We start from the raw sequence: 25,942 nt of genomic DNA, 5'->3' as shown, positions 1-25,942 counted from the left end.
GAGGCCGCTGTTCTACCACAGCGTTTTTTCCGGTGGAATGATATTCGTCAGTAATTCTCGATCACCAAATCATGCCGGCCTGCCAGCCACTCCAGTACCAGCGGAAAATGATCGGCAGGCGCATCCGGGTGAGTAAGCAGGGAGACATGGTCATAATCATGCCAATGCCCAACAGCACGACCCAGCAAGCGTAATCGCGACAAGTGGGGGCCGCTTTCATCGCGAAAACGCCGCACATCATCGGCATGTCCACGGCAGGGGTCCTTGCGCGCAGCAAAATACAGGGTGGGTGGCAGTGACACATGACGTGCCGCAGCCCCGTAGTCAAAACCGTCATCACTGTCTACCCAGGGACGCAGCTTGGCCCAGCACTTGCTCTGGCGATGGCTTTTTTCCGTTTCGTCATCCGCGCCCAGACCGATACGCCTGGCGGGTAGATAACCGGTCGCGCGGATTATCCAGCGCGCCAGCACATTCCACACCAGATCCACCTCCAAAAATTTTCGCCAGTTGCGTACGCCTATACTGCGCTTGCTACCGAAATAAACCAGCGAAGCCACTTGCGAGGCCAGTCGGGGATGGCGCAGCAGGCAGCTGCTCATATGTACGCCTCCCCAGGAATGGGCCATCCAGTGCACCGCGACTTCACCTTTCAGTCCACGAATGGCCGCATGCAGTGCAGGTAAATCACGGCAGATGATTTCAGTCTGGCCATGTCGGCTGGCTGCGCAGATTTTTGGGCTGCTACGCCCTCGACCGCGCAAATCAGCCACAAACACATCGTAGCCGGCTGCGGCCAGAAAATGCGCCAGACCCTTGCCGCTATCGGTATAGAAAATACGACCATTGGCCATTACGCCATGGATAAGCAATACCGGCGGGCCAGCTGCATCCTGCCAGATACGCCTTATATACAGGGTTTCGCCATCATCCAGTGGCAGCTGCCAATCCCGCTGGTTTGTTGCCGTCATGTCGCCTGCCTCTACCAGAGAATGATTCAAACAGTCGTATGATCAAGGCAAGTATGGGGCAGGTCAATTACCAGGCAGGCAATAAACCAAAAAAACGGGCTGCCGCAGCAACCCGTCTTATCTCATCCACACTCAGCGCTCAGGCATTGAGGTTTTTATACACAATTTCGTAGACGTCCTTGGACAACGGGCTGGCCAGCAGGCGCTGCAGTTCTGCCTGCATCAGGCCCTGACGCTGTGGCTCCAGCTTCTTCCAGCGGTTGAAGGCCCGGACAATACGGCTGGCCACCTGCGGATTGATGGCATCCAGCGCCAGCACCTGATCGGCCAGGAAGCGGTAACCACGACCATCGGCCGCATGGAAATGCGCCATATTGTTGCTAAAGGTGCCAATCAGGGCACGCGCCTTGTTCGGGTTCTTCAGGCTGAATGCCGGGTGTTCCATCGCTGCACGCACATGGTCCAACGTACCTTCCAGCTGGCTGGAGGCCAGCAGCATGAAGAACTTGTCCATCACCAGCGCATCACGCTGCCAGCGGGCGGCAAAATCGGTATAGCACTCATCGCGCTCTTCACTGTCCTTATCGCGCAAGGCCAGCATGGCACCCATCTGATCCGACATATTGTCGGCTTCCAGTGCCTGCTTGCGCGCAGCCTCCGCCGGCCAGGCCACACTCAGACGGGTAAGCATCTGCAGGGCACGGTTTTTCAGGTCACGCTTGCCAGCATCTTCCGGCTTGTACTCGCGTGTCTGATTGAGGTGATAGGCCTCATGCCATTCTCCACGCAATGATTCAGCCAGCTCATCCAGCACGAAATCACGTACCCGATGGATGATGGCCGGATCAGCGACGTCGACCATTTCCAGTATCTCAGCCTCGGATGGCAGCCCCAACATCAGCGCCCGCAGGGCGGGATCGGCCGCATGGTCTTTCAATACCGCGCGGAAGGCAGCAATGAAGGTTTCCGGCAACACCAGAGACCGACCGGCACCAACAGCATCAAGCAACTGGCGGATCAGCCGCTCGGCCAAGGTCTGTCCAGCTTCCCAGCGGCAGAAGCTGTCGCTGTCGTTCGCCATCAGAAAAGCCAACTGCTCGTCGCGCCAGTCGTATTCCAGCTTCACCGGTGCCGAGAAGCCGCGCAGCAAGGACGGTACCGGCTCTTCCGGCACGCCCATAAAGACAAAGGTCTGCTCGTTCTGCTTGATATCCAGTACACGCGAACCAGCCTGGGCGTAGTCTTCACCTTCAAGCTGCAGAGGCAAATCCTGTCCATCCGCTCCCACCAGACCAAGTGCCAACGGTATGTGCAGGGCTTGCGGTGCCGGCAGGCCAGCTACGGCACGGCAGGATTGCTTGACGGTGAGTGCATAACGTTGTGCCGCAGCATCGTATTGGCTGCTGACCTGCAACAGCGGCGTGCCTGCCTGGCTATACCACAAGGCAAATTGTTGCAGATCCACGTCATTGGCGTCGGCCATGGCTGCGCGGAAATCATCGCAGGTTACCGCTTGGCCATCGTGTCGCTTGAAGTACAGGTCCATGCCCTTGCGGAAACCTTGCTCGCCCAGCAGGGTGTGATACATGCGTACCACTTCGGCACCCTTTTCATACACCGTCATGGTGTAGAAATTGTTCATCTCGATATAGGAGTCCGGACGAATCGGATGTGCCGTCGGGCCGGCATCTTCCGGAAATTGCATGGCGCGCAAGCTTTTGACGTCGTCGATCCGCTTCACTGCCCGGCTACCCAGATCGGAACTGAATTCCTGATCACGAAAAACGGTAAGGCCTTCTTTGAGTGATAGCTGGAACCAGTCGCGGCAGGTCACGCGGTTGCCGGTCCAGTTATGGAAATACTCATGCGCGATGATGGCTTCCACACGCTGGAACTCAGCGTCGGTACGCGTATCCTTGCGCGCCAGCACGGCAGACGTATTGAATATGTTGAGGCCCTTGTTCTCCATGGCCCCCATATTGAAATCGCTGACCGCCACGATCATGTAGATGTCCAGATCGTATTCCAGGCCAAAGCGCTCTTCATCCCACTTCATCGCGCGCTTGACTGCCCCCATGCCGAAGGCCACCTTGTCCTGATCAGCCGGCTCGGTCCAGATTTCCAGCGTCACCTCACGTCCACGCTGGGTGGTGAACTTGTCGCGTGCGGCCACCAGCTTGCCTGCTACCAGGGCAAACAGGTAGGCGGGCTTACGATAGGGATCAACCCACTTCACCCAATGGCGCTTCCGGTCCAGCACCCCCTCGCCCACCTTGTTGCCATTGGACAGCAGAACCGGATACTTCTGCTTGTCGGCCACAATGGTGGTGGTGAACTTGGCCATCACATCCGGCCTATCCATGTAAAAGGTAATCTTGCGGAAGCCTTCCGGCTCGCACTGGGTAAACAGATTGCCATTTGAGGCATACAAGCCCATCAGGCTGGTATTGGCTGCCGGATCCAGACCGGTTTCCACTTCCAGAATGAAGCTGTCCGGCACCCCGGGAATCAGCAAGCCTTCTTCATTCAATTGGTAGCTATCGGAGGAGAGGCGCTCGCCATCCAGGGTCAGGCTGAGCAGCGTGGCCGACCCATCCAGCCACAAATTGCCTAGCGCAGCAGATTTTTCATTACGTTTGACGACCAGACGCGAGTGCACACGCGTCTGCGCCTCCTCTATTTCGAACTTCAAATCCACCCGATCCACCAGATAGGGGGGAACGGTATAGTCTTTCAGATAGTTCACTTGAGGCTGCTGCGCCATTTTCGTCTCTCTAATTTTCGGGTCATTGCCGGTTGGTGCCGGTCTTGGTGATGAACCGTGCGGGATCACCGCCCCGGTTCGCTATAGATACACAATCCTTGCTGCTGCCTGCCGGCAATTCAAGCTTGCCCGGTCTGCAACCAGAATCCGCCATCGGCCTGCAATTGCAGACGACACGTGGCCGCAGCCTGTGCTTGCAGAACGACGTCGCGCACCAGTAGTTCATCGCGCCGAAACAGATGCAGGGTAAGTTTTTCACCCACACGATAACGTGCCAGCATCTTGTCCAGATCGCCTGCTTTAAGGCCATCGACAGCCACTAACACATCTCCACCGGCCAACCCTGCCTGCTGGGCAGCGCCATCGTCCAGCACATTGATCAGTCGCAAACCCAGCGGGTCCTGGGCGGTCTTGACGCCCAGGCTGGCGCGCGGCTTGCGACCAGCTGTCGGCATACCGATGCCACCAGCATCGGCGGCATGATCCGCGTAGTCCCAGCACATGTCTACCCCTTGCGTGGCCAACAAGGTCGACAAGGGCAGTTCTTCGGTTGAACGCAGTGCACTGTCAAAGAAGTGCTGCAGCGACAGACCAGTCACCTGTTGCGCAATGGCTTCCCATTCATCTTCGGCCAGTCCCTGCCCATCGGTCAGCCATTTCTGCCACAGGGCACGCATGACCTCATCCAGAGACGTCTTGCCGGCACTGCGTGTGCGCAGGGTCAGATCCAGCGCCAGCGCAGCCAGAGAACCCTTGGTGTAATAGCTGACAATGCTGTTGGGGCTGTTTTCATCCTGGCGGTAGTATTTGGTCCAGGCATCAAAGCTGGATTCTTCCAGCGTCTGCTTGAGGCGCCCGGCCCCACGCTGCACACCGCTGATGGTTTGGGCCAGCAGTCCCAAGTAGCGAGGGGTGTCGATCAGACCGCAGCGCAGCAGGGTCAGATCGTCGTAATAGGACGTAATACCTTCGAAAGCCCACAATAACCGGGTGTAGCCCTCGCGCGACAAATCGTATGGACTGAAAGCTGCCGGCTTGATCCGCTTCACGTTCCAACTATGGAAGTACTCATGGCTGATCAGGCCCAGCAATTTCAGGTAGCCGTCACCAATGCCCTCCTCACCCGCTTGTGGCAGATCATCCCGGTTAGCCACCAGTGCCGTGGATGCCCGATGCTCCAGCCCACCATAAATATCCTTGCCCACATACAGCATGAAGACATAACGCTCGAATGGAGCCGGTGTGCCAAACAGCTTGATCTGGTATTCACAGATCTTCTTCGTATCCCGCGCCAAGCGCTTCAGATCACCGCGAAAACGCCCTGACACCACAAACTGATGTGGTACGCCGCAAGCCTTGAAACTGACCGTCTGAAACTCCCCCAGTTCAACCGGATGATCCAGCAACTCGTCATAGCTGGCTGCACGGTAATACCCAAAGCCGCTTTTTTTCACCTCCAGGGCGGGCAAGGCCGTTGCCACTTTCCAGTCAGCAAACATCCTGCCCTTGGGTGGGCGAATCTCCACCTCGCAAGGGCTGGACTCATGCCCTGCTACTGCCAGGAACACACTGCTGGCATTGAAAAAACCACGCATTTCGTCCAGGTAAGCTCCACGCACGGACAGGTCATACGCATAGACCTGATACACCAGAGTGAGGCTTCCGCTTACTGGCTCGGCCTGCCAGGTATGCTTGTCCAGCTTGCGCACTTGCACATCCTTGCCGGCACAACTGGCCTGGATGCTGACGATATGGCGAGAGAACTCCCTGATCAGGTAGCTGCCGGGAATCCAGGCAGGCAAAGTAAATACCTGTCCTTTTCGGGCAGGTTTGGCCACAGTGAGCGTAATTTCGAAACAATGCGTAGCCGGAGAGCACGGACGAATGGAGTAATGTACGGGCACAGTCATGATCTGCCTGAATATGGGGCGAAAACAGCAGATTCTAGCACCAGGGCCACAGCACGGGGGTGGCCGATGACGATTTGACCTAAGTCAAGGGCTTGGACAGTCATGACAATATAATCCCCACTAAGCGGCATCAGGCTAAACACTTGCTGCCAGCTCGCTTGAAATCAAGAAAATGGTGGACGTAAAAATCCCGCAAGCATACTAATCAACTGGCCCGTCATGGGTATTTGCTTTAGAATGCCTTGCTGAATAAATGGGGAAAAAGTGTGTGCACGACAGCGCTTTGCTAGGGGTTTTGGCTGAATGTTGTCAGCATGGGTCAAGCACTTTGCTAGTCTGAAATGTTCAGCTTCCCCTGCGGCTCTCCTGTCACCTACAGTTGGGGCAGTTGACAGGAAATCAAGTCGCCATGGTTTGTCACGTTCTAAGTTAGCAACCTTGGAGAAAACCCTAAATGGAAACGCAATCCACTTATAACTATAAGGTGGTGCGCCAGTTTGCCATCATGACCGTAGTATGGGGCATTGTAGGCATGCTGGTGGGCGTCATCATTGCGGCCCAATTGGTGTGGCCGGAGCTCAATTTTGGGCCCTGGTTCCACTTTGGCCGTCTGCGCCCGCTGCACACCAACGCCGTGATTTTCGCCTTTGGCGGTTGCGGCCTGTTTGCAACTTCCTACTACGTCGTGCAGCGCACCTGTAACGTACGACTCATCTCGGACAAACTGGCGGCCTTCACCTTCTGGGCCTGGCAGTTGATTATCGTCCTTGCTGCCATCACCCTGCCGCTGGGTTACACCTTCGGTAAGGAATATGCCGAACTGGAATGGCCGATCAAGCTGATGATCGCCGTGACCTGGGTGGTGTATGCCATCGTGTTCTTCGGCACCATCGCTATCCGTAAGGTCAAGCACATCTACGTAGCCAACTGGTTCTACGGTGCTTTCATCCTGGCGGTTGCCCTGCTGCACATCGTCAACAGTGCCTTCGTACCGGTCTCCCTGACCAAGTCCTATTCCGTGTACGCCGGTGCCGTGGATGCCATGGTGCAATGGTGGTATGGCCACAATGCCGTAGGCTTCTTCCTGACCGCCGCCTTCCTGGGCATGATGTACTACTTCGTGCCGAAGCAAGCTGGTCGTCCGGTTTATTCCTATCGCCTGTCGGTGGTTCACTTCTGGGCCCTGATCTTTACCTATATGTGGGCTGGTCCTCACCACCTGCACTACACCGCACTGCCTGACTGGACCCAGTCCATCGGTATGGTGTTCTCCCTTGTGCTGCTGGCTCCGAGCTGGGGTGGCATGATCAACGGCATCATGACCCTGTCCGGCGCATGGCACAAACTGCGTACCGACCCGGTACTGAAGTTCCTGGTGGTTTCCCTGTCCTTCTACGGTATGTCCACCTTTGAAGGCCCGATGATGTCCATCAAGTCCGTGAATGCCCTGTCGCACTACACCGACTGGACCATCGGTCACGTGCACTCCGGTGCCCTGGGCTGGGTTGGCTTCATCACCATCGGTTCCATGTACTACCTGCTGCCGCGCCTGTTCGGTCGTGAATCCATGCACAGCACCAAGCTGATCGAGGCTCACTTCTGGCTGGCTACCGTAGGCGTTGTACTGTACATCGCCGCACTGTGGATCTCCGGTGTGACCCAAGGCCTGATGTGGCGTGCCCTGAATGCTGATGGCACTCTGACCTACGCCTTTGTCGAAGCCGTGAAAGCAACCTACCCCTACCACTTTGTGCGTTTCCTGGGCGGTACGCTGTACCTGAGCGGTATGCTGCTGATGGCTTACAACACCTTCCGCACCGTTGCCAGTGGCAAGGCTGTTGACGCCAAGATCCCGGCTGTCAACGCATCGGCTCACGCTTAAGCGGATAAAGGTAGAAGAACATGGAAAAGATCCAGAAACTGATTGAAGAACACGTTGGTTACCTCATCGTGTTCACCCTGATCGTGATCAGCTTTGCCGGCCTGGTGGAAATCCTGCCGCTGGCATTCCAGAAGTCCACGACCCAGCCTGTTGCCGGCGTCAAGCCGTATACCGCGCTGCAACTGGCTGGTCGCGACATTTACATCCGTGAAGGCTGCTACAACTGCCATTCCCAGATGATCCGTCCTTTCCGCGCCGAAACCGAGCGTTATGGTCACTACTCCGTTGCGGGTGAGTCGGTATACGACCATCCCTTCCAGTGGGGCTCCAAGCGTACCGGTCCGGACCTGGCTCGTGTAGGCGGTCGCTATTCCGACGAATGGCACCGTGTTCACCTGACCAACCCACGTGACGTGGTGCCGGAATCCAACATGCCGGCCTTCCCGTGGCTGTCGAAGAACCTGGCCGATGCCGAAATCATGCCGAAGAAAATGGAAGCCCTGCGCACTGTAGGCGTTCCCTATACCGACAAGGATATCGCCGAAGCCAAGGCTCAAGTCGAAGGCAAGTCGGAAATGGATGCCCTGATTGCATATCTGCAGGGCTTGGGTCTCGCACTGAAGAACGTTCGCTAAGTCATGGACTGGGTAACGATTGGGCGCTCTGCCTTCACCGTAATGTGCTTCACCTTCTTTATCCTGGTGTTGTTCATTGCCTACAGCCGACGCTCAAAGAACCGGTACGATGAAGCGGCCAATGTGCCCTTTCTCGACGACGACAAGGTGCAGGAGGCCGACAACCATGAGTCGGCTTCTAACGGAGCAAAACAATGAGTGATTTCGTAAGCGATTTCTGGAGCATCTGGATCACGGCCATCGTGGTTGCAGGTTTTGTTGGCCTGACCCTGCTGTTGTTCACCCAATCCAAGACTACGGTCAAGAAGGGTGAGCAGGTTGAAACCATGGGTCACGTATGGGATGGCGACCTCGAAGAATACAACCACCCGCTGCCGCGCTGGTGGATGCTGATGTTCTACATCACGCTGATCTTCGGTGCCTGCTATCTGGTGCTCTACCCTGGCCTTGGCAAGTGGCAAGGTATCCGTGGCTGGACTTCCGTAGGCCAGTACAAGGAAGAACGTGCCCAGGCGGAAGCCAAGTACCAGCCGCTGTATGACAAGTACCTGAAGGAAGACCTGAAGCAGGTTGCTGCTGATCCCAAGGCACAGGAAATGGGCAAGCGCCTGTTCCAGACCTACTGCGTACAGTGCCACGGCTCTGACGCACGCGGTGCCAAGGGCTTCCCGAACCTGACCGACAACGACTGGCTGTGGGGTGGCGATCCGAAAACCATCGAAACCACCATCCTGAATGGTCGTCATGGTCAGATGCCGGCCTGGGGTTCCGCTCTGGGTGAAGAGAAGGTCAAGGACGTTGCCAACTACGTGATGTCGCTGTCCGGCAAGAAGCATGATGCCGAACGCGCCACCCGTGGCAAGGAAACCTTCACCACCATCTGCGCGGCCTGCCACGGTCCGGATGGCAAGGGTAACCAGCAACTGGGTGCACCGAACCTGACCGACAACATCTGGCTGTATGGTGGTACTGAAAAGACCATCATCGAGACCATTACCAATGGTCGCAACAACCAGATGCCGGCCTGGAAGGACTTCCTGGGCGATGGTAAGGTTCACCTGCTGGCAGCCTATGTATGGGGGTTGTCCAATAACGCCAAGGCACAGTAAGCCTTAGCCAACATACTGCCCGCGCAAGCGGGCAGTATGCTTTACATCAAACACTATACTGATTCATATAATATAATGGCTTGCAAGATGCTTGCGCAAAGTCCATCTCTAAAGTGAACTTTGCGAAATCCTCTTCAGGAACACACCATGTCTGATTCGTTAAAAGATATCCCGGTCAAAGTAGAACACACCCCGCCCTCCCCCAAGTCCGGTCCGGAGACCGTGTCCTTGTACGAGGCCCAGAAAAAGATCTACCCGCGCAGCGTCAAGGGTATCTTCAACAACTGGCGTATTCTTTTTGTACTGGGTACTCAGCTGGTTTTCCTTGGCCTGCCCTGGCTGACCTGGAACGGAAGGCAAGCCGTCTTCTTTGACATGGTTAACCGCAAATTCTATATTTTCGGCCTTACCATCTGGCCGCAGGACTTTGTCTATCTGGCGGCACTGCTGATGAGCTGCGCATTCGGCCTGTTTGTGTGGACCACCATTGCGGGCCGCCTGTGGTGTGGTTATTCCTGTCCGCAAACGGTCTACACCGAAGTCATGCTGTGGATCGAACAGCTGGTGGAAGGCGACCGCAACAAGCGCATCAAGCTGGACAAGGAGCCAATGAGCTTGCGCAAGGCCAGGCTGAAACTGACCAAGCACGGCCTGATGATCCTGTTCTGCCTGTGGACCGGCTTCTCGCTGGTGGGTTACTTCACCCCGATCCGCGATCTGGTCAAGGCCATGCCCACCTTCGATTACGGCCCGTGGGAAAGCTTCTGGATCTTCTTCTACGCCGGCTTTACCTATCTGCTGGCCGGTTTCATGCGCGAACAAGTATGCAAATACATGTGTCCGTATGCCCGCTTCCAGAGTGTGATGTTCGATGCGGATACCCTGATCATTTCCTATGACGAAGCGCGCGGCGAACCGCGCGGTGCACGCAAAAAAGGCGTGGACTTCAAGCAACAGGGCCTGGGCTCCTGCGTTAACTGCGGCATCTGCGTACAGGTATGCCCGGTAGGCATCGATATCCGCAACGGTCTACAGTACGAATGTATCGGCTGCGCAGCCTGCATCGACGCCTGCGATGAAGTGATGGACAAGGTGGGCTACCCGCGCGGGCTGATCCGCTACACCACGGAAAACGCCCTGGAAGGTAAGTACCCAGAAAAAGACATCGTCAAGCATCTTCGCCGCCCGCGCGTCATCATGTACACCGTTGTGCTGCTGATCGTGCTGGGTGCTGCACTGGGCTCCCTGGCCATGCGCAAACCGTTCAAGGTGGACATTTTGCGTGACCGCGCCTCGCTGGTGAAGGAAACCGATGCCGGCTTGCTGGAAAATGCCTACACCATCAAGATCATCAACACCACAGAACGCGATCAGGAGTTTAAAATCTCGGTAGAGGGCATGCCTGACCTCAAACTGGTCAGCGACAGCAAGCAGATCAAGGTGAAGGCTACCGAAACCGACAGCTTCGGCGTACGGGTTCAGGCCGATCCGCAAGTTGCCACCAAGGGCAGCCACGAGATCCACTTCAAGGTAGAAACGGTCAGCACTCCGGTTCTGCACGTGGAAGAAAAATCCAGCTTCATCGGAGAGTAAGTCATGCAACTGAGCAGCCCCGTTTCCCGCCCCTGGTATAAAGAGCCCTGGGTTTGGTTCCTGATCAGCTTCCCGCTGGCCGCAGTGATTGTCGGTTCTTGCTTCATCACCACCGCCATCAAGACTGACGATGGTCTGGTAACCGACGATTACTACAACAAAGGCAAAGCCATCAATATGGAGCTGCGCCGCAACACGGCAGCCGCAGCCTTGGGCATTACCGCCCAGGTCATGCTTAGCAGCGATGGTCGCAGTGTCACGGTCAATACCACCAGCAAACAGGCATTGCCAGACACCCTGACGCTTAAGTTGATCCACCCGGCACAGGACGACTATGACGTCAATGCCGAGCTGCACAAGCTGGCTGCCAACCAGTACAGTGGCAGCTTCAACAAGGAGCTGGTCAAGGCCAATCACTGGTATGTACAACTGGAAGACAAAGGCAATCAATGGCGAGTACAGGCCGAGTGGAAGCCGGAACAAGGCCCGGTGGTGATGCTGGGCCAGCCCAAGCTGGAGGCCGTGGAGTGATGCGCGCCCTGCTCCGTCCAGTATTGGCAGCGTCCTTGCTTGCCCTGCTGGCAGGCTGTGCCAGCCAGCGCTACCAGCCGCAATATCTCAATGGCCAGCTGGCGCTGAAACAGCCGCTGTCGCTGCCACTGGCCACCACCCTGGTTCGGGTCCGGCTGGTGGATGACAGCAGCCAGGCTGATGCGCCGGCCCGCCTACTGGCAGAGCAGACGCTGGAAAAGCCCAAGGCATTTCCGCTGAACTTCTCGCTGTGCTACGACAAGCATGCCATCCAGGCGGGTGGCAGTTACAGCCTGCAGGCTCAGGTATTTGTTGACGGCGAACTGCGCCTACAGAATGTGGGCCACATCAATGCCTTCGCTGTCAGCCAGCCGCAGCTGGAAGTCGAGCTGATCAAGTAGTTTTTCTGCCGTACAAGAAAATGGCTGCCATTGGCAGCCATTTTTGTTTTCCCCGACAGGCAAGCCTCAGCCCAGCGGTTTCAACCGTGCGGTGAAATGACGCAGGATGGGCGGTTCGTAGTTAAAACACAGGCCGACTATGCTGGCTGCCCGCGCCTTCACCTCAATCAGACAGTCGGCAATATAGTCCATGTGGTCATTGGTATAGACACGGCGCGGGATGGTCAAGCGCAGCAGTTCCAGTGCCGACGGTTCCTGTTCTCCGGTTTGCGGATTGCGCCCCAACAGCAGGGAGCCAATCTCCACCCCACGCACGCCACCTTCCAGATACAGCTCACACGCCAGGGCATGCGCAGGAAACTGCTCGGCAGGAATATGCGGCAGCAGGCGCTTGGCATCGACAAACACCGCATGGCCGCCGGTAGGGTACTGGATAGGCACACCAGCGGCCCGCAGGCGCTCGCCCAGATACTCGACCTGGCTGATGCGATAGCCAAGATAGGCCGCATCCAGCCCTTCCTTCAGCCCGATAGCCAGCGCCTCCATGTCGCGCCCGGCCAGGCCGCCATAGGTAACAAAACCTTCCATCGGCACACAGCGCACCTGTACCGCGCGGAAGAGATCGACATCCCCCTTGAAGCAGCACAGGCCACCAATATTCACCAGCCCGTCCTTCTTGGCGGACATGGTTAGCATGTCTCCATGGCCGAACATTTCCATCACGATGGCTTCGATGCTGTGCGCCGCATAGTCCGGGTCGCGCTGCTGGATAAACCAGGCATTCTCGGCAAAACGGGCGGCATCGATAATCACCGGAATGCCATGCTGGCGGGCCAGTGTACTGGCGGCACGGATATTGGGCATGGAAACCGGCTGTCCGCCCGCGCTATTGCAGGTGACGGTAATGATCAGACCGGCAACGTTCTGCGCCCCTTCGCTGGCGATCACATCTGCCAGCCGGCCCAAATCGAAATCACCCTTCCAGTCATAAGCGGTCTCGGTATCCAGCGCCTTGGGGGTCAGCACATTGACGGCACGGGCACCGGCGATTTCGACATGCGCCTTGGTGGTATCGAAGTGGTAGTTGGAGATGAATAGCGGCCGCTCGCCACGGCAGCGTTTCACCAGCTCAGGAAACAGGATCTGCTCTGCCCCCCGCCCCTGGTGGGTGGGAATGGTGTGCTGATAGCCGAACAGTTCCTTGACGGTATCCGCCAGATGGAAAAAGTTGCGGCTGCCGGCGTAGGCTTCGTCGCCCATCATCAGGCCAGCCCACTGCCGGTCGGACATCGCCCCGGTGCCACTGTCGGTCAAGAGGTCGATATACACATCCTCGCCACGCAGCAAGAAGGGGTTCCAACCCGCTTCCGCCAGTGCTTTTTGGCGATATTCCGGAGTGGTTTGCTTGATGGGTTCTACCATCTTGATACGGAAAGGTTCAGGAATGCGTCGTGCCATGCGTAATACTCCCTTTGCCCTGGCCGCAAAAATGCCTACGCCCTGCGCAGGAAACAGCGCAGTGTGGACGCAACAAGGCCAAAGCGTTTGATTCAGAATGGAAAATTGAATGCAACAGTACGCAGCCGCAACAAGCAGGCTACGCGGGGAGATCAGCGACGGGGAAAGTCGTAGGCCAGCACGATATCGAGGGTGAACCAGTTTTTGGGCAGGCTACCATGGTTGGCAGCCGTCCGGGTCAAGCATGCCAACGTGTTCATGTGAAAACACCTTAGTAAAATCATTGCCGGATGGCGCGGCCAGATTACCTGTTGCCATTTTTCCCCGCAAGCAGATTGTCAATCATCCATCCAGACAGCTTCTGCACTGTATCCATGCCGCCACGCTGGCACTTCCACCCGGTGAAAGCCGCAATCCCATTTGCCTGTTCACCACCGCCTGCAGCGCGGTTAGCCTGCGAATAGTCTGACTCAACCCAATCACGCCAGCTCCTGTGCAGACCATGGCTACGCAAGTTACTGCGTCAGCGTAAAAATTCCCTTTCCATTGAAATACTTGCCCAATATCAAACATGGAATATTAAATAATTCTTATACTTCAGTTTAACGGTAAGAATAGGCAAAAAAAGTTCCACAACAACAGCTTTAGCCGCTACTATCGCCGCCTGCCGGAAAATACCGGCAATAAAACACTACAACAAGCCAGCACCAATCTGGCTTCCCTGCTGCACAAGGAAATCGTTATGACCACCCGATCCCATCCCAAAGGGCTGTACCTGCTCTTTGTCACGGAGATGTGGGAGCGCTTCAGCTACTACGGCATGCGCGCCATCTTTGTCCTGTTCATGATCAAGGCCCTGCTGTTCGACAAGGCCCACGCCGCCGACATCTACGGCACGTATACCGGTCTGGTTTATCTCACGCCGCTGATTGGTGGCTACATTGCCGACCGCTACTGGGGCAATCGCCGTTCCATCCTGGCTGGTGGTGTGCTGATGGCCTGTGGCCAGTTTCTGCTGTTTTTTTCTGGCAGCCTGCATGCCAGCAACGTTCCCATGGCGTCCAGCTTGCTGTACTGCGGCCTGGGCCTGCTGATTGCCGGCAACGGCCTGTTCAAACCCAATATTTCTTCCATGGTCGGCCAGCTTTACGCCAAGGATGACAAGCGGGTGGACTCGGCCTTTACCATTTTCTACATGGGCATCAATGCCGGTTCGCTGATTGCACCGCTGATCTGCGGCACACTGGGCGACACCGGCCACCCGGGCGACTTCAAGTGGGGCTTTCTGGCGGCTGGCTGCGGCATGTTGCTCAGCCTGCTGGTTTTCAGTTTGTTCAAGAACAAATATTTGGTCACCCCGGAAGGCAAGCCGATTGGGCTGGCCCCACAACGCCACCACGCCAGCGGTGAGAAAGTTGTCCATGCGCCACTTACCAGAGTGGAAAAAGAACGTCTGGCGGTCATCCTGATTGTCTCGGCCTTTGTGATTTTTTTCTGGTCGGCATTCGAACAGGCAGGGGCCTCACTCACCTTCTTTGCCGAAGAACAGACCAATCGCAATCTGCTGGGCTTTACCGTGCCGGCGTCCTACTTCCAATCCATCAATCCGATCTCGGTGGTCATTTTTGCCCCCTTGTTTGCCATGTTATGGACGGCACTTGGCAAGCGGGGCTGTGAGCCGACATCGCCGGCCAAGATGGCATTTGGCCTGCTGTTCCTCGCTATCGGCTATCTGGTGATCGCATTTGGCGTTGACGGGCTGGAGCCCGGCGTCAAGGTCAGCATGCTGTGGCTGGTCAGCCTGTATATGCTGCACACCTTTGGCGAGCTGTGTCTGTCGCCCATCGGCCTGTCCCTGGTGGTCAAGCTGTCACCGGCACGTTTTACCAGTCTGATGATGGGCATATGGTTCCTGTCCAATGCCGCCGCCAACAAACTGGCCGGTACGCTGTCCGAACTGTACCCGGACCCGGCCAAGCCAGCGCCGCAACTGCTGGGTTATACCATCAACAATCTGCACGACTTTTTCATGGTATTCGTTGCCATGGCAGGCATCGGTGCGCTGATCCTGTTCCTGCTGTCCAGCAAGCTGAAAAAGATGACACACGGCCTGCAATAAGCATCAGGCTTTGCCGCTATACAACGCCGCCCATGGGCGGCGTTTTACATGGATCCGCGGTGGCGCTTAAGACTAAAACAAGGCTGGCATGGTAAGCTGTGTGGGTTTTTTCCGACTTTGCCCGGCCGCCCTGGCGTGCTGACTGGACCTCATGAAACCGTCCTCCAACTCACAATGGCAACGCCTTGCCACTTATGTTCTGGTCGCCCTGCTGCTGATCCGCCTGCTGGCGATGTGGGCCATTCCGCTGACCGATACCACCGAAGCACGCTATGCGGAAATTGCCCGCAAAATGCTGGAAACCGGTAACTGGGTAACGCTGTGGCACGACTATGGCATCCCCTTCTGGGCCAAGCCGCCGCTATCCACCTGGACTTCCGCCGCCAGCATGGGGCTGTTCGGTGTCAATCCGCTGGCAGCCCGCCTGCCTGCACTGCTATTGTCCATTGCCATACTGTGGCTGGTGGCAGATGCAGCCCGCCAGCGCTTGGGCCGCGATGCTGCACTGGCCAGCATCCTGCTGCTGGCCGGCAGCCTGTTGTTCTTCGGTGCCGCCGGCACGGTAATGACCGACCCGGCGCTGATGTTCTGCGTTGCGCTGTCTCAACTAGCGTTCTGGCATGCCATGCAAGGCCGTGGCAAACGCTGGGGCTATCTGTTCTTTGCCGGTCTGGGGCTGGGTCTGCTGGCCAAGGGGCCATTGGCCATCGTACTGGTGGGCATGCCCATCTTCTGCTGGGTATTGCTGCGCAATGGCTGGAAAGCCATGTGGCAAAACCTGCCATGGATCACCGGCAGCCTGCTGATGCTGGCGATTGCCATGCCCTGGTATCTGCTGGCGGAATACCGTACACCGGGCTTCCTCAATTACTTCATCATGGGCGAGCATGTCAGCCGCTTCCTCGACCCGGGCTGGAAGGGCGACAAATACGGCTACGCCCATGCCACGCCGCGCGGCATGATCTGGCTGTACTGGCTGGGGGCCATCTTCCCCTGGTCGCTGGCCATGCTGGTCTGGCTGGGTCGCCATGGCAAGCAAATACTCAAGCGCAGTGCCGACACCGACGGCTGGCGGCTGTACATGCTGCTGTGGAGCCTGATGACGCTGCTGTTCTTCACCATTTCCGGCAACATCATTTTCCCTTATCCGCTGCCCATGCTGCCGGGCTGCGCCCTGCTGTTTGCCACCCTGTGGCACAGCGCACGCCAGCCGCAACAAGGTAGCAGCCTGCCCTGGCTTGCCATGGCATCCGGCTTGCTGCTATTGCTGGCCGTCGGCCTGCAGTGGACACAGGGTCAACGCTATTTCCGCACCCAGCAGCCGGTGATTGCAGCCTGGCAGCAACAACATCCGGCTGCAGGCAGTACGCTAATCTTCTGGGACAGCCGCCGCGAGTTCTCCGCCGAGTTTTACAGCGAGGGCAAGGTGCGCACCACCGACAAGGCCAACGTGCTGCAACAATGGCTGGCAAAGGAACACGGTCACTTCATCGTCACCGAGCAGCGCGACCTGCCCAGTCTGCCGGCCGAGATCAAGACTCGCTTCCAGCCGATTGCCAGCTTTGAAGTGATGAAGGACCACATGCTGCTATTGCGCGAACAAAACAGCAGCAGCCAACCATAAGAACAGGAGACGCCGATGACCACTACGCCACCAAGCGCCTTCGTGCCGACCTTCCTACTGCAGCAACGCGCCGCCGAGCGTCCGGCCAACCCGCTGGTCAGCTGCATTCTGCCGGCTTACAACGAGAGCGAAAACATCGTCCCCATGCTGCAGACCCTGCATGGTTTGCTGAGTGAGGCCGGTTTCCGCCATGAGCTTATCGTGGTAGACGATGGCAGCCGCGACGACACGGTCCTGCAGGTGATGAGCCAGATCGACCAGTTGCCGGTCACACTGATCCAGCTGTCGCGTAACTTCGGCAAGGAGCTGGCACTGACTGCCGGTATCGACAATGCCCACGGCGATGTTGCCGTACTGATTGACAGCGACTTCCAGCATCCGCCCGCCATGGTGCCGGAATTCCTGCGTCACTGGCGTGCCGGCTACGACATGGTGTACAGCGTGCGCTCCAGCCGCGATAGCGAAACACTGGGCAAGCGCCTGTTTACCCGCGTGTTCTATACCCTGCTCAACAGTGGCGCGCGCCACAAGATTCCGGAAAACACCCAGGACTTCCGCGTGATGGACCGCTGCGTGCTGGATGCGCTGCGCCAGATGCCGGAGCGCAATCGCTTCATGAAGGGCCTGTACAACTGGGTGGGCTTTACCCAGCTGCCGGTGGAAACCCATACCGAAGAACGCCGTGCCGGCAAAAGCAGCTTCAACTTCTTCAGTCTGCTCAATCTGGGGCTGACCGGTCTTACCGCATTTTCCAATGTGCCGCTACGCATCTGGACCCTGATCGGCAGCGCCATCTCGCTGGCTTCCATCCTATATGCCTCGTGGGAGCTGCTGCACACCCTGCTGTTCGGCAACGACCAACCAGGCTGGCCGACCCTGGCCGTGGCGGTATCTTTCCTGGGCGGGGTGCAGCTGCTGTCCATCGGCATCCTCGGTGAATACATCGGCCGCATTTTCAGCGAAGTAAAGCAGCGCCCCATCTACCTGGTCAGCCGCATCAGCCGGACTCCACAGGACAAGCAATGAACCGCGAGCTGTTATGGTTCGGCATCATCGGCGTCAGTGCCATGCTGGTACACTTCCTGTTGGTGGCGGTGATACTGGTACCATTCGGCCTGCCGCCCTTGCTGGCCAATGTCGTGGCCTTTCTGCTGGCATTTCAGGTCAGCTACTGGGGCCACCGGCACAAGACCTTCGATGCCGCCCACGTACCGCACCGGCAGGCACTGCCACGTTTTTTCATGGTGTCCTGCCTCAGCTTTGCCCTGAACGAAGCCATGTACTTTGTCCTGCTGCACTTTACCGCGCTGGATTACCGTCTGGCGCTGCTGATCGTGCTGGCCAGTGTCGCCGTGTTCACCTTTGTGCTGAGCAAACTGTGGGCATTTTCTGACCGGGAACAGGCTGCATGACATTACGCCGCCTTACCTTGTGTGCCGATGACTTCGCCCAGTCCCCCGCCATCAGTCAGGGCATCCTGAACCTGCTGCAGCGTGGCCGCCTGTCGGCCACCAGCGTGATGACGCAGTCGCCGCACTGGCCGGTGCTGGCGGCACCGCTGCGCGAGCTGCAGCCGCAAGCGGATATCGGCCTGCACTTCAATTTGACACATGATTTTGGCGAGCAGAATACGCTACGCAAGCCACTGCCATACTGGCTGCTGTGCAGCCAGCTACACCTGTTGCCACGTGTGGCATTACGCGACAGCCTGCTACGCCAGATCGACCTGTTCAGCCAGCACTTGGGTCGCCTGCCGGATTTCATCGACGGCCATCAGCATGTGCATGCGCTGCCGGTCATCCGTGATGCCCTGTTCGATGCCATTTCTTTGCACTGGGCTGACAACAGCAAACCTTATCTGCGGGCGCCGGACCGGCTGGGCCATCCTGGCGACAGCCGATTGAAGGCCGTGGTACTGACACAGGCATGCCGTGGCTTTGCCGCTGCCGTCGAGCACAAGGGGCTGATCTGCAACCGCTGGTTTGCCGGCCTGTATGCGCTACAGCCGGAGGCCGGTTTTGCCGGACTGATGCAGCAATGGCTGCACGCATGCCCGGATGGCGGCCTGATGATGTGCCACCCCGGCTTGCCCGCCGATGATGCCAGCGACCCGATTGCCGCTGCGCGCGCGGTGGAATACTGCCATCTGGGCAGTCAGGAGTTTGCTGATGCCTGCCAGCAGGCCAGCATAGCGATTGGAAGGTTCCGGGCTTAAAACCGCGAACAAAACCGCGTAGCGAACCCGGGCCAAGGCGCGCCGCCGCAGACAGTACATGGAGTACGGCAAGGCAGCGCAACGCTGGAGCGGTTTTTTGTTATCGGGTCTTAAACGCGTGGCCAGGGCAAGACCCAAGGCTGGGCTGCCTCACGCTGCAGACAGTCCTGCAGCGCCGGACTGAGGAAATGCGCACCCTGGTCTGGCGGACAGACAAAACTGAAAGCTTCGCCATCCAGCGTGAAACGCAAGGCATAGGCGTGCAGATAGCCCCGGTCGGCAGCGCTGCCGCCATACAGGCTATCGCCCAGAATCGGGGCCGATTGTGACTTCATCGCCACCCGTAACTGATGCGTCTTGCCACTGCGTGGCCGCAGCAGAAACAAGCGCAGCCCCGGCTGTACCGAAAAGCTGAAGAACTGGGTGATGGCCGGATTCTGCAGGGTGGGCAGCAAGCGCCATGCGCCACCCCGCCCTTTTTCCATATCGCCCTTGATCAGGCCCTGCTTCTTTTGCGGCTTGCGGTCTGACAGCGCCAGATAGTATTTCTCCACTACATGCTCGGCAAAGGCCGCCCCCAGCTGGCTGGCCACGCTGCTGGAGCGCGCCAGCAGGATCAATCCCGAGGTGATGCGATCCAGCCGGTGTACCGGCCATAGCGCCTCGTCCTGCAGTCCTGCCCGCACCGCGTCCAGTAAGCCGTCTTCCTCCCCCTCGCGGTGGAAACTCACGCCAGGGTGCTTGTTGATCAGGTAGAAGCGCGGGTCGCTGTGCAGCAGGGTAAACATGGCAGGGCACCGGGAAGACATGAGCAAGGCGGCGATTCTACCCGTTCAGCACGGATCGCTGGTTTTTTGCTGCGCTTCCATGCGCAGTTTCTTGCGGATTTCTGCATCACGGAAACGCTTTTTCTGATCATCCGTCTCCAGGCTCAGCGGCGGTACCGCCACGGCCTTGCCGTTTTCAAAAGCCACCATGGTGAAATAGCAGCTGTTGGTATGCCGCACCGAGCGCTGCTGAATGTCTTCGGCCACCACCTTGATGCCGATTTCCATCGAGGTGCGCCCCACATGATTCACGCTGGCCATGAAGGTCACCAGCTCGCCCACATGGATGGGCTGCTTGAACAGCACCTGGTCCACCGACAAGGTCACCACATAGCAGCCGGCATAGCGGCTGGCACAGGCATAGGCCACCTGGTCCAACAGTTTCAGCAGCACGCCGCCATGGACATTGCCGGAGAAGTTGGCCATATCCGGCATCATCAATACCGACATCACCAGTTCGCGCTGGTTTTCCTGATTTACCTGTTGTTGCATGCTATGGATTTCCTGAAATTCATCATGGCAGCGCCACGGGCGGCGTGACGCTGCAAGAATGCTCTCCCGGCCAACACTGCCGGGGAACGCGAATAGGCCTCATTCTGCCGCAGTCCTCGTATGCTGTCGCGGCCGATACGGCCGGCAAAGCTTGCCCCATCCCATGCCCGCACGCCACATCCAGTTTCCAACCCGGATGAAATTGCAAAAATAGCTGTTTGCATTCAATGCATTAAGCCAAGTGCTGCACTAGAATCAAATCAATCCGGATCGTGCACATCATGAGTCTATCCTCCATCAGTGCCAATACAGGCTATGGCATCAGCACACAGTCGCAACACGGGCCCAACTGCTCCTGTGCGGCCTGCACTGCCGCGCGCATGGCGTCGGTTGCCACGCCAGTGCCTGGCGTGACAACCCCCTCCCCTTCTGCCATTTACCAGGGCAGCACACTCACCCCGGACCAACAAAAACAACTGGATGAACTGCGCGCGCGTGATACCGATGTCCGCCAGCACGAGCAAGCCCACATGGCAGCCGGCGGTGCGCTGGTTAGCGGTGGTGCCAACTACAGCTATCAGGAAGGGCCGGATGGCAAACAATATGCCATCGGCGGTGAGGTCAGCATCCGGCTGGCCAGCGGGCAAAGCCCTGCGGAAACCCTGGCCAATGCCAAACAGGTTGAGGCCGCGGCACTGGCACCGGTTGACCCTTCCGGTCAGGACCGCGCAGTGGCTGCCGAAGCCACACAGATGGCACAAGAAGCCCAGGCAGCCATCGACAAACAGCAGCAGCAACAGTTACAGGCTGCACAAAACAATCCGGCCATTGCCACCGCCAAGGCCATCTTCGCGGCCATCACTGGCAAACAAGACAGCAGCAAAGGCAGCAGCATCGACACCTTTGCCTGATACCTTCCAGACAAAAAAAATGGGCTGACCGGATAGGGTCAGCCCGAACAACGCTCGTTTTGGGAGTACAACAAGAGGAGAGACACCACACACCACTCCCGATGGCATGGGCTTACTACAGAGAAATCTTCAATCCGGCTCGTCTCAGACGAACCAGGCAATCAGTGGGGCGGCAAACACGGTGGCAATGCCACCCAGCATCATGGTCAGACTGGCGACCACACCTTCTTCAGCACCCAGCTCGTTGGCTTTGGCGGTACCGGCACCATGTGCGGCAGCTCCCAGCAAAGCCCCCTTGGCCAGTCGCGAACGCAGGGGCAGCAACATCAGCATCAGTTCGCCCAGCAACATGCCGGCCACACCGGTAATCACCACAAACACGGCCGTCAGGTCCGGCGGAGCACCAATGCTCGATGCCGTGGCCATGGCAAACGGTGTACTGATGGAGCGTGGTGCCAGGCTTTTCTGCAACAGCTCGGACAAACCGAAAGCCCGTGCCAGCCATACCGAACTCATCACGGCCACCGGCATGGCCACCAACACGCCACAGCTCAGTGACAGCGCATGCTTGCGAATGACCTGGCGCTGCTCGTAAATCGGAATGGCAAATGCCACTGTGGCCGGGCCAAGCAACCAGCTCAGCCAATGCGTATCCTGAAAATAAGTGTGATAAGGAATATGCCCCACCACCACCGCGCCAATCACCAGCAAGGGCACCGCCAATAAGGGTGCGGTCCACCAGTTTCCGGTACGGCGATACTGCTTTTTTGCCAGCCAGTACAAGGCCAGGGTCAACACCAGACAGCCAAAAGCCAGCAGGTTTTCCATCTCACAACACTCCATGCTGTCGTTTGCGACGTTTCAGCATGATTTCAAATTTGTAGCCGGCATCCACCACCAGCGAGGTCACGGTCATCACCAGTACGGTCGACAACAGGATCACCAGCACGATGCGCAGGCCAATACTGCCCAGCAGCTGCGGATACTGCACCACGGCAACGGTAGCCGGGATGAAAAACAACAGCATCTCCGCCAATAGCCAGCGTGCTCCGCTCTTGCACCAGGCCAACGGCAACCAGCCCAGGGCCAGCGCTGCCAGTACCAGAAACATGCCCAGCACACCAGCCGGAATTTCCGGCACATAAGCGTGGCTCAAGCGACTGGCCAGCAGCCATACCAGGCAGAGCATCAACACTTGCAAAACAGTGGTAAGGCTTTGCTTTACGGCAGGATTGAACAGGCTCTTCATGGTGCGCTCGCTCCATCAGCAGCAACGAGTACCGAGTATAGTCGTACGCATTTCATTCAAAAAATGAATTAAAATTATCCTACTCATTCTCAAAAGGAATCGATGATGGACATTCGTGCACTGCGCTATTTTGTGGAAGTGGTAAAACGTCACAGCTTTACCAAGGCTGCCGACGCCCTGTTCGTCACCCAGCCCACCATCAGCAAAATGGTGAAGCAGCTGGAGGAAGAGCTGGGCACGCCGCTGATCATTCGGGAAGGACGCAGCTTTCGCCTGAGCGATGCCGGCAAGGTAGCATTCGAACGTGGCATGGATGTACTGTCGGCCATGAATCAGCTGAAGAACGAGCTGAACGATCTGGCCGGCCTGACACGCGGCGAACTGGTGGTTGGTCTGCCACCCATGGTGGGGGTGGCTTTCTTTGCACCGGTGGTGGGAGCGTTTCGCGAACGCTACCCAGGTATCGAACTGAAGATGGTGGAAGACGGCGCGCTGGCCATCGAAAACAGCGTGCGTAGCGGCGAGCTGGAAATCGGCGTTGCGGTTTTGCCGGTAGATAACAGCTTTTTCCAGCAATTTGCCGTAGTACGTGATCCATTATGCCTGATTGCACCGGCCGGCTCGCCCTGGCATGGCCGCTCAACCGTCACACTGCCGGAAATCGCCGATCAGAACTTTGTGCTGTACCCGGAAGACTTCACCCTGTCCAGCCGCATCAGCCACGCCTTCCGTGAGATGGGCAAGCCACTCAATATTGTCGGCCGCAGCGCGCACTGGGACTTCATTGTCGAACTGGTGAATGCCAGACTGGGCATCACCCTGCTACCACGCTCGGTAGTGGAGCGGCTGGACCGCAGCCAATACGATGTGATCCCGGTCTCCAACCCCTGGCTGATATGGCACCTGGCACTGATCTGGCAACAGGGCGGCTATCTGTCGCATGCTGCCAGGGCCTGGATTGCGGTCACGCAGGATGTACTGGGGGGACTGCAATGAAGCACCATGGCCTGACAGGACTGATCACGCTGTTACTTTGCCTGTGGCTGACCGGCTGCGGCACCTTTGGACTGAAAAAACCGCAAGTCAGCCTGGTGGATATCCGCCCGGCGGCTTCGACTTTGCTGGAACAGAATTTCGACCTCACCCTGCGTTTGCAGAACCCCAACACCGTGCCATTGCGTGCCAGCGGGCTCAGTTTTGACCTGAGCGTAGCCGGCCAGCACATGGCCAGCGGGGTAAGCAATCAGGCCATCAATGTAGCCGCGCTGGGCGAAAGCGAAATCAAGGTCAGGGTGCATACCTCGCTGGGCAGCTGGCTGAAGCAACTGGGCAAGGCATTGCAGGGCGATGGCACACTGGAATACCAGCTGCAAGGCCGGCTGGAGGACTTGCAAGGCATCGCCAGCCTGCCGTTCAGCAGCCAAGGAAGCTGGAAACTGCCCTGATCGCAGCACAATCAAGCAGCCAGGCGAGTGAAAGAAGCTGTCCCCGCCCAGGCTGGCAGAGCACCAGACCCGCTACCGCAGCGCCCGGGCTTGGCATTCATCCCGCGTGACAGGCTCTGCCAGCCAATCAAATTGGATAATCATCTGCACTGCTCATCCGCCAGGCTGCTTGCCCCCTTGCACCAGTCAGCGCAGCCCGGAACGAGGATGAAACCGCAGTCATAGCCTGGCTGAAAGAACTGATTTTCGCCCAGATCACTGCCAGCCAGCCGGAATGGCCGGCTGATGAAGCCTTCATGCAAGGACCGATCGCCTCAAATTTATTACATTGGACTGCTCAGGCCATGCCAATTAAGCAATTTGGGGATATTGATGTCAGAAACTCAAGAACCAGCTTCTGCTGCATTGCCGTCAGCGCAACCACCCGGTTTGCCATCAGCGGCAGCAGGCACCACACCGGCAGGTCAAGTGCCTGCTTGCCCACCCTCCTGCCATGAAGCCGAGCATGCAGGCCCATCCTGCAAAGTGGTGGCCGCCACGGTGGCCGGCAATGCGCTGGAGTTTTACGATTTCGTCACCTATGCCTTCTTTGCGGTCTATATCGGCCGCACCTTTTTCCCCGCTACCGACGGGCTGACCACCCTGCTGCTATCGGTAGCCGTTTTTGGTGTGGGCTTTGTATCGCGCCCGCTCGGCGGTGTTCTGATCGGTGCCTATGCCGATCGGGTGGGCAGACGCCCGGCCATGCTGCTGACCATCGGTCTGATCACCGTGGGCACGCTGGGGCTGGCCATCACCCCCGGCTATGCCCATATCGGTATAGCCGCACCCATCATTGTGGTGCTGTGTCGCCTGGTGCAAGGCTTGGCTCTGGGCGGGGAAGTCGGCCCGTCCAGCGCCTTTCTGATCGAGGCCGCCCCTGCCGGTCGCCGCGGACTGTTTGGTAGCTGGCAGCTGGGCAGCCAGGGCTTGGCTACCCTGGTGGCGGGCCTGCTCGGGATGGGACTGAGCACCAGTCTGAGCCAGGAACAACTGCAGTCCTGGGGATGGCGCCTGCCTTTTGCACTGGGCCTGCTGCTGATCCCGCTGGCGCTCTACCTGCGGCGCGCCATGCCGGAAACCCAGCAGCAGCATGCCGAAGTCAGCAATGCTTCATGGGCTGACCTGCGTCGCCACGGCCGGCTTATCCTGTTGGCCATGCTGGTGGTACTGGGTGGCACGGTGGCAACCTATGTGAGCAATTACATGACCACCTTTGCCATCACCACCCTGCAGCTCCCGGCGACGACTGCCATGGCGGCCACCGTGATGGTGGGCTTGATGACCTTTACCTTCGCGCTACTGGGAGGCTGGCTCTGCGACCGCTGGGGACGCAAGACGCTGATGATCTGGCCGCGAGTGCTTGCCTCGCTCATCGCCTACCCGGCTTTCCTATGGATGGAAGCACGTGGCGATGCCATCGCGCTGCTCATCACCAGTGCCGTGCTCGCCGCTTTGGGGGCACTCAGCAGCGCCGCCTCCCTGGTGGCCATTCCCGAGCTGCTGCCAGGCCGCATCCGTGCTCTGGGCATGTCGGTCATTTATGCAGTGGGCGTGGCGATCTTCGGTGGTTCCACACAATTCGTCATCACCTGGCTGATTGCCAGCAGTGGTAGTGCTGCCGCACCCGCACTCTACCTGACGGCCACTGGCCTGCTTGCAGTACTGGGCATGGCGCTGATGCCGGAAGGACACGGGCGCAAGCTGGAGCACTGAGCAAGACCCGCGAGAAAACAACACCTGCGGTACGCCTGCCCCAGATTGCCT

General features: G+C 58.0%; 24 protein-coding genes. 16 read left to right on the top strand and 8 right to left on the bottom strand.

Annotated features, from left to right (window positions below; all coding sequences use genetic code 11):
* Positions 1-47: 47 nt before the first annotated feature.
* From QVF59_RS16300 to QVF59_RS16290, 3 genes are all read right to left on the bottom strand, one after another.
* Positions 48-971: an alpha/beta hydrolase family protein gene (locus QVF59_RS16300; protein ID WP_287881306.1), complete on the bottom strand. Its 924-nt coding sequence runs from the start codon at positions 969-971 to the stop codon at positions 48-50.
* 139 nt (positions 972-1,110) lie between these two features.
* Positions 1,111-3,735 carry an aminopeptidase N gene (gene pepN / locus QVF59_RS16295; RefSeq protein WP_287881305.1) on the bottom strand — a complete coding sequence of 875 codons (2,625 nt, stop codon included), beginning with the start codon at positions 3,733-3,735 and terminating at the stop codon, positions 1,111-1,113.
* Between the two features lie 119 nt (positions 3,736-3,854).
* A complete protein-coding gene (locus QVF59_RS16290) occupies positions 3,855-5,645 on the bottom strand; it encodes a M61 family metallopeptidase (protein WP_287881304.1) in 1,791 nt (596 codons plus the stop codon).
* 454 nt (positions 5,646-6,099) lie between these two features.
* Here QVF59_RS16290 and ccoN point away from each other — a divergent pair, with 454 nt between their 5' ends.
* The 7 genes from ccoN (at position 6,100) to QVF59_RS16255 (ending at position 11,796) form a co-directional block, all read left to right on the top strand.
* Complete coding sequence (gene ccoN, locus QVF59_RS16285; protein WP_159878999.1) at positions 6,100-7,527, top strand: cytochrome-c oxidase, cbb3-type subunit I; 1,428 nt, start codon at positions 6,100-6,102, stop codon at positions 7,525-7,527.
* Positions 7,528-7,547: 20 nt separating this feature from the next.
* A complete protein-coding gene (ccoO, locus tag QVF59_RS16280; RefSeq protein WP_159879001.1) occupies positions 7,548-8,162 on the top strand; it encodes a cytochrome-c oxidase, cbb3-type subunit II in 615 nt (204 codons plus the stop codon).
* 3 nt (positions 8,163-8,165) lie between these two features.
* A complete protein-coding gene (locus QVF59_RS16275; RefSeq protein ID WP_045845631.1) occupies positions 8,166-8,360 on the top strand; it encodes a cbb3-type cytochrome oxidase subunit 3 in 195 nt (64 codons plus the stop codon).
* Positions 8,357-9,271 carry a cytochrome-c oxidase, cbb3-type subunit III gene (ccoP, locus tag QVF59_RS16270; RefSeq protein ID WP_287881303.1) on the top strand — a complete coding sequence of 305 codons (915 nt, stop codon included), beginning with the start codon at positions 8,357-8,359 and terminating at the stop codon, positions 9,269-9,271. The genes QVF59_RS16275 and ccoP overlap by 4 nt, the downstream gene beginning before the upstream one ends.
* A 147-nt stretch (positions 9,272-9,418) precedes the next feature.
* Positions 9,419-10,864, top strand: coding sequence for a cytochrome c oxidase accessory protein CcoG (gene ccoG / locus QVF59_RS16265; protein ID WP_287881302.1), 1,446 nt, complete (start codon positions 9,419-9,421; stop codon positions 10,862-10,864).
* Between the two features lie 3 nt (positions 10,865-10,867).
* The gene (locus QVF59_RS16260) at positions 10,868-11,395 is read left to right on the top strand and encodes a FixH family protein (protein ID WP_159879007.1); all 528 of its coding nucleotides are present in this window, start codon (positions 10,868-10,870) and stop codon (positions 11,393-11,395) included.
* The gene (locus QVF59_RS16255; RefSeq protein WP_159879009.1) at positions 11,395-11,796 is read left to right on the top strand and encodes a YbaY family lipoprotein; all 402 of its coding nucleotides are present in this window, start codon (positions 11,395-11,397) and stop codon (positions 11,794-11,796) included. The genes QVF59_RS16260 and QVF59_RS16255 overlap by 1 nt, the downstream gene beginning before the upstream one ends.
* A 66-nt stretch (positions 11,797-11,862) precedes the next feature.
* Here the strand turns inward: QVF59_RS16255 and QVF59_RS16250 are convergent, their stop codons facing one another.
* A complete protein-coding gene (locus tag QVF59_RS16250; RefSeq protein ID WP_287881300.1) occupies positions 11,863-13,254 on the bottom strand; it encodes a tryptophanase in 1,392 nt (463 codons plus the stop codon).
* Positions 13,255-13,996: 742 nt separating this feature from the next.
* On the opposite strand from QVF59_RS16250, the gene QVF59_RS16245 reads away from it, so the two are divergent.
* The 5 genes from QVF59_RS16245 to QVF59_RS16225 all read left to right on the top strand — a co-directional run bounded on the left by QVF59_RS16245 (position 13,997) and on the right by QVF59_RS16225 (position 19,212).
* A complete protein-coding gene (locus QVF59_RS16245; RefSeq protein ID WP_287881298.1) occupies positions 13,997-15,373 on the top strand; it encodes a peptide MFS transporter in 1,377 nt (458 codons plus the stop codon).
* A gap of 151 nt (positions 15,374-15,524) precedes the next feature.
* The gene (locus QVF59_RS16240) at positions 15,525-16,997 is read left to right on the top strand and encodes an ArnT family glycosyltransferase (RefSeq protein WP_287881297.1); all 1,473 of its coding nucleotides are present in this window, start codon (positions 15,525-15,527) and stop codon (positions 16,995-16,997) included.
* A gap of 15 nt (positions 16,998-17,012) precedes the next feature.
* Positions 17,013-18,023 carry a glycosyltransferase family 2 protein gene (locus QVF59_RS16235; protein WP_159880870.1) on the top strand — a complete coding sequence of 337 codons (1,011 nt, stop codon included), beginning with the start codon at positions 17,013-17,015 and terminating at the stop codon, positions 18,021-18,023.
* Positions 18,020-18,409, top strand: coding sequence for a GtrA family protein (locus QVF59_RS16230; RefSeq protein ID WP_287881295.1), 390 nt, complete (start codon positions 18,020-18,022; stop codon positions 18,407-18,409). Before QVF59_RS16235 ends, QVF59_RS16230 begins: the two co-directional genes overlap by 4 nt.
* Positions 18,406-19,212 (top strand): ChbG/HpnK family deacetylase, encoded by an 807-nt coding sequence (locus QVF59_RS16225; RefSeq protein ID WP_287881293.1) that lies wholly within the window; start codon positions 18,406-18,408, stop codon positions 19,210-19,212. Before QVF59_RS16230 ends, QVF59_RS16225 begins: the two co-directional genes overlap by 4 nt.
* A 110-nt stretch (positions 19,213-19,322) precedes the next feature.
* Here the strand turns inward: QVF59_RS16225 and QVF59_RS16220 are convergent, their stop codons facing one another.
* Positions 19,323-20,000 (bottom strand): TIGR01621 family pseudouridine synthase, encoded by a 678-nt coding sequence (locus QVF59_RS16220; protein WP_287881292.1) that lies wholly within the window; start codon positions 19,998-20,000, stop codon positions 19,323-19,325.
* 45 nt (positions 20,001-20,045) lie between these two features.
* Entirely contained in the window at positions 20,046-20,531 is a 486-nt protein-coding gene (locus tag QVF59_RS16215) for an acyl-CoA thioesterase (protein ID WP_159879034.1), read from the bottom strand.
* Positions 20,532-20,812: 281 nt separating this feature from the next.
* Between QVF59_RS16215 and QVF59_RS16210 the strand changes: the two genes are divergently transcribed.
* Positions 20,813-21,442 carry a putative metalloprotease CJM1_0395 family protein gene (locus QVF59_RS16210; protein ID WP_287881290.1) on the top strand — a complete coding sequence of 210 codons (630 nt, stop codon included), beginning with the start codon at positions 20,813-20,815 and terminating at the stop codon, positions 21,440-21,442.
* Between the two features lie 144 nt (positions 21,443-21,586).
* Here the strand turns inward: QVF59_RS16210 and QVF59_RS16205 are convergent, their stop codons facing one another.
* Both QVF59_RS16205 and QVF59_RS16200 read right to left on the bottom strand, forming a co-directional pair.
* Positions 21,587-22,270 carry an LrgB family protein gene (locus tag QVF59_RS16205; RefSeq protein WP_287881288.1) on the bottom strand — a complete coding sequence of 228 codons (684 nt, stop codon included), beginning with the start codon at positions 22,268-22,270 and terminating at the stop codon, positions 21,587-21,589.
* A gap of 1 nt (position 22,271) precedes the next feature.
* Complete coding sequence (locus QVF59_RS16200; protein ID WP_287881287.1) at positions 22,272-22,691, bottom strand: CidA/LrgA family protein; 420 nt, start codon at positions 22,689-22,691, stop codon at positions 22,272-22,274.
* Positions 22,692-22,796: 105 nt separating this feature from the next.
* On the opposite strand from QVF59_RS16200, the gene QVF59_RS16195 reads away from it, so the two are divergent.
* The 3 genes from QVF59_RS16195 (at position 22,797) to QVF59_RS16185 (ending at position 25,891) form a co-directional block, all read left to right on the top strand.
* Positions 22,797-23,687: a LysR family transcriptional regulator gene (locus tag QVF59_RS16195; protein WP_159879040.1), complete on the top strand. Its 891-nt coding sequence runs from the start codon at positions 22,797-22,799 to the stop codon at positions 23,685-23,687.
* Positions 23,684-24,136 carry an LEA/WHy family protein gene (locus tag QVF59_RS16190; RefSeq protein WP_287881285.1) on the top strand — a complete coding sequence of 151 codons (453 nt, stop codon included), beginning with the start codon at positions 23,684-23,686 and terminating at the stop codon, positions 24,134-24,136. Before QVF59_RS16195 ends, QVF59_RS16190 begins: the two co-directional genes overlap by 4 nt.
* Positions 24,137-24,604: 468 nt before the next feature.
* Complete coding sequence (locus QVF59_RS16185) at positions 24,605-25,891, top strand: MFS transporter (RefSeq protein WP_287881283.1); 1,287 nt, start codon at positions 24,605-24,607, stop codon at positions 25,889-25,891.
* The last annotated feature ends 51 nt before the right edge of the window (positions 25,892-25,942 follow it).

It is taken from the genome of Aquitalea sp. (assembly GCF_030150775.1).
GTDB classification, from domain to species: Bacteria; Pseudomonadota; Gammaproteobacteria; order Burkholderiales; family Chromobacteriaceae; genus Aquitalea; species Aquitalea denitrificans.
Note: the sequence above shows the minus strand (reverse complement) of the source record. Positions and strands in the feature narration are given on the sequence as shown.

Excerpts from the sequence above, each read along its gene's own strand:
- pepN (WP_287881305.1), bottom strand. The coding sequence starts at position 3,735 with ATGGCGCAGCAGCCTCAAGTGAACTATCTGAAAGACTATACCGTTCCC.
- QVF59_RS16235 (WP_159880870.1), top strand. The coding sequence starts at position 17,013 with ATGACCACTACGCCACCAAGCGCCTTCGTGCCGACCTTCCTACTGCAG.
- QVF59_RS16220 (WP_287881292.1), bottom strand. The coding sequence starts at position 20,000 with ATGTTTACCCTGCTGCACAGCGACCCGCGCTTCTACCTGATCAACAAG.
- QVF59_RS16260 (WP_159879007.1), top strand. The coding sequence starts at position 10,868 with ATGCAACTGAGCAGCCCCGTTTCCCGCCCCTGGTATAAAGAGCCCTGG.
- QVF59_RS16300 (WP_287881306.1), bottom strand. The coding sequence starts at position 971 with ATGACGGCAACAAACCAGCGGGATTGGCAGCTGCCACTGGATGATGGC.
- QVF59_RS16250 (WP_287881300.1), bottom strand. The coding sequence starts at position 13,254 with ATGGCACGACGCATTCCTGAACCTTTCCGTATCAAGATGGTAGAACCC.
- QVF59_RS16240 (WP_287881297.1), top strand. The coding sequence starts at position 15,525 with ATGAAACCGTCCTCCAACTCACAATGGCAACGCCTTGCCACTTATGTT.
- QVF59_RS16225 (WP_287881293.1), top strand. The coding sequence starts at position 18,406 with ATGACATTACGCCGCCTTACCTTGTGTGCCGATGACTTCGCCCAGTCC.
- QVF59_RS16210 (WP_287881290.1), top strand. The coding sequence starts at position 20,813 with ATGAGTCTATCCTCCATCAGTGCCAATACAGGCTATGGCATCAGCACA.
- ccoG (WP_287881302.1), top strand. The coding sequence starts at position 9,419 with ATGTCTGATTCGTTAAAAGATATCCCGGTCAAAGTAGAACACACCCCG.
- QVF59_RS16230 (WP_287881295.1), top strand. The coding sequence starts at position 18,020 with ATGAACCGCGAGCTGTTATGGTTCGGCATCATCGGCGTCAGTGCCATG.
- ccoO (WP_159879001.1), top strand. The coding sequence starts at position 7,548 with ATGGAAAAGATCCAGAAACTGATTGAAGAACACGTTGGTTACCTCATC.
- QVF59_RS16190 (WP_287881285.1), top strand. The coding sequence starts at position 23,684 with ATGAAGCACCATGGCCTGACAGGACTGATCACGCTGTTACTTTGCCTG.
- ccoP (WP_287881303.1), top strand. The coding sequence starts at position 8,357 with ATGAGTGATTTCGTAAGCGATTTCTGGAGCATCTGGATCACGGCCATC.
- QVF59_RS16255 (WP_159879009.1), top strand. The coding sequence starts at position 11,395 with ATGCGCGCCCTGCTCCGTCCAGTATTGGCAGCGTCCTTGCTTGCCCTG.
- QVF59_RS16215 (WP_159879034.1), bottom strand. The coding sequence starts at position 20,531 with ATGCAACAACAGGTAAATCAGGAAAACCAGCGCGAACTGGTGATGTCG.
- QVF59_RS16290 (WP_287881304.1), bottom strand. The coding sequence starts at position 5,645 with ATGACTGTGCCCGTACATTACTCCATTCGTCCGTGCTCTCCGGCTACG.
- QVF59_RS16200 (WP_287881287.1), bottom strand. The coding sequence starts at position 22,691 with ATGAAGAGCCTGTTCAATCCTGCCGTAAAGCAAAGCCTTACCACTGTT.
- QVF59_RS16275 (WP_045845631.1), top strand. The coding sequence starts at position 8,166 with ATGGACTGGGTAACGATTGGGCGCTCTGCCTTCACCGTAATGTGCTTC.
- QVF59_RS16245 (WP_287881298.1), top strand. The coding sequence starts at position 13,997 with ATGACCACCCGATCCCATCCCAAAGGGCTGTACCTGCTCTTTGTCACG.
- QVF59_RS16195 (WP_159879040.1), top strand. The coding sequence starts at position 22,797 with ATGGACATTCGTGCACTGCGCTATTTTGTGGAAGTGGTAAAACGTCAC.
- QVF59_RS16205 (WP_287881288.1), bottom strand. The coding sequence starts at position 22,270 with ATGGAAAACCTGCTGGCTTTTGGCTGTCTGGTGTTGACCCTGGCCTTG.
- ccoN (WP_159878999.1), top strand. The coding sequence starts at position 6,100 with ATGGAAACGCAATCCACTTATAACTATAAGGTGGTGCGCCAGTTTGCC.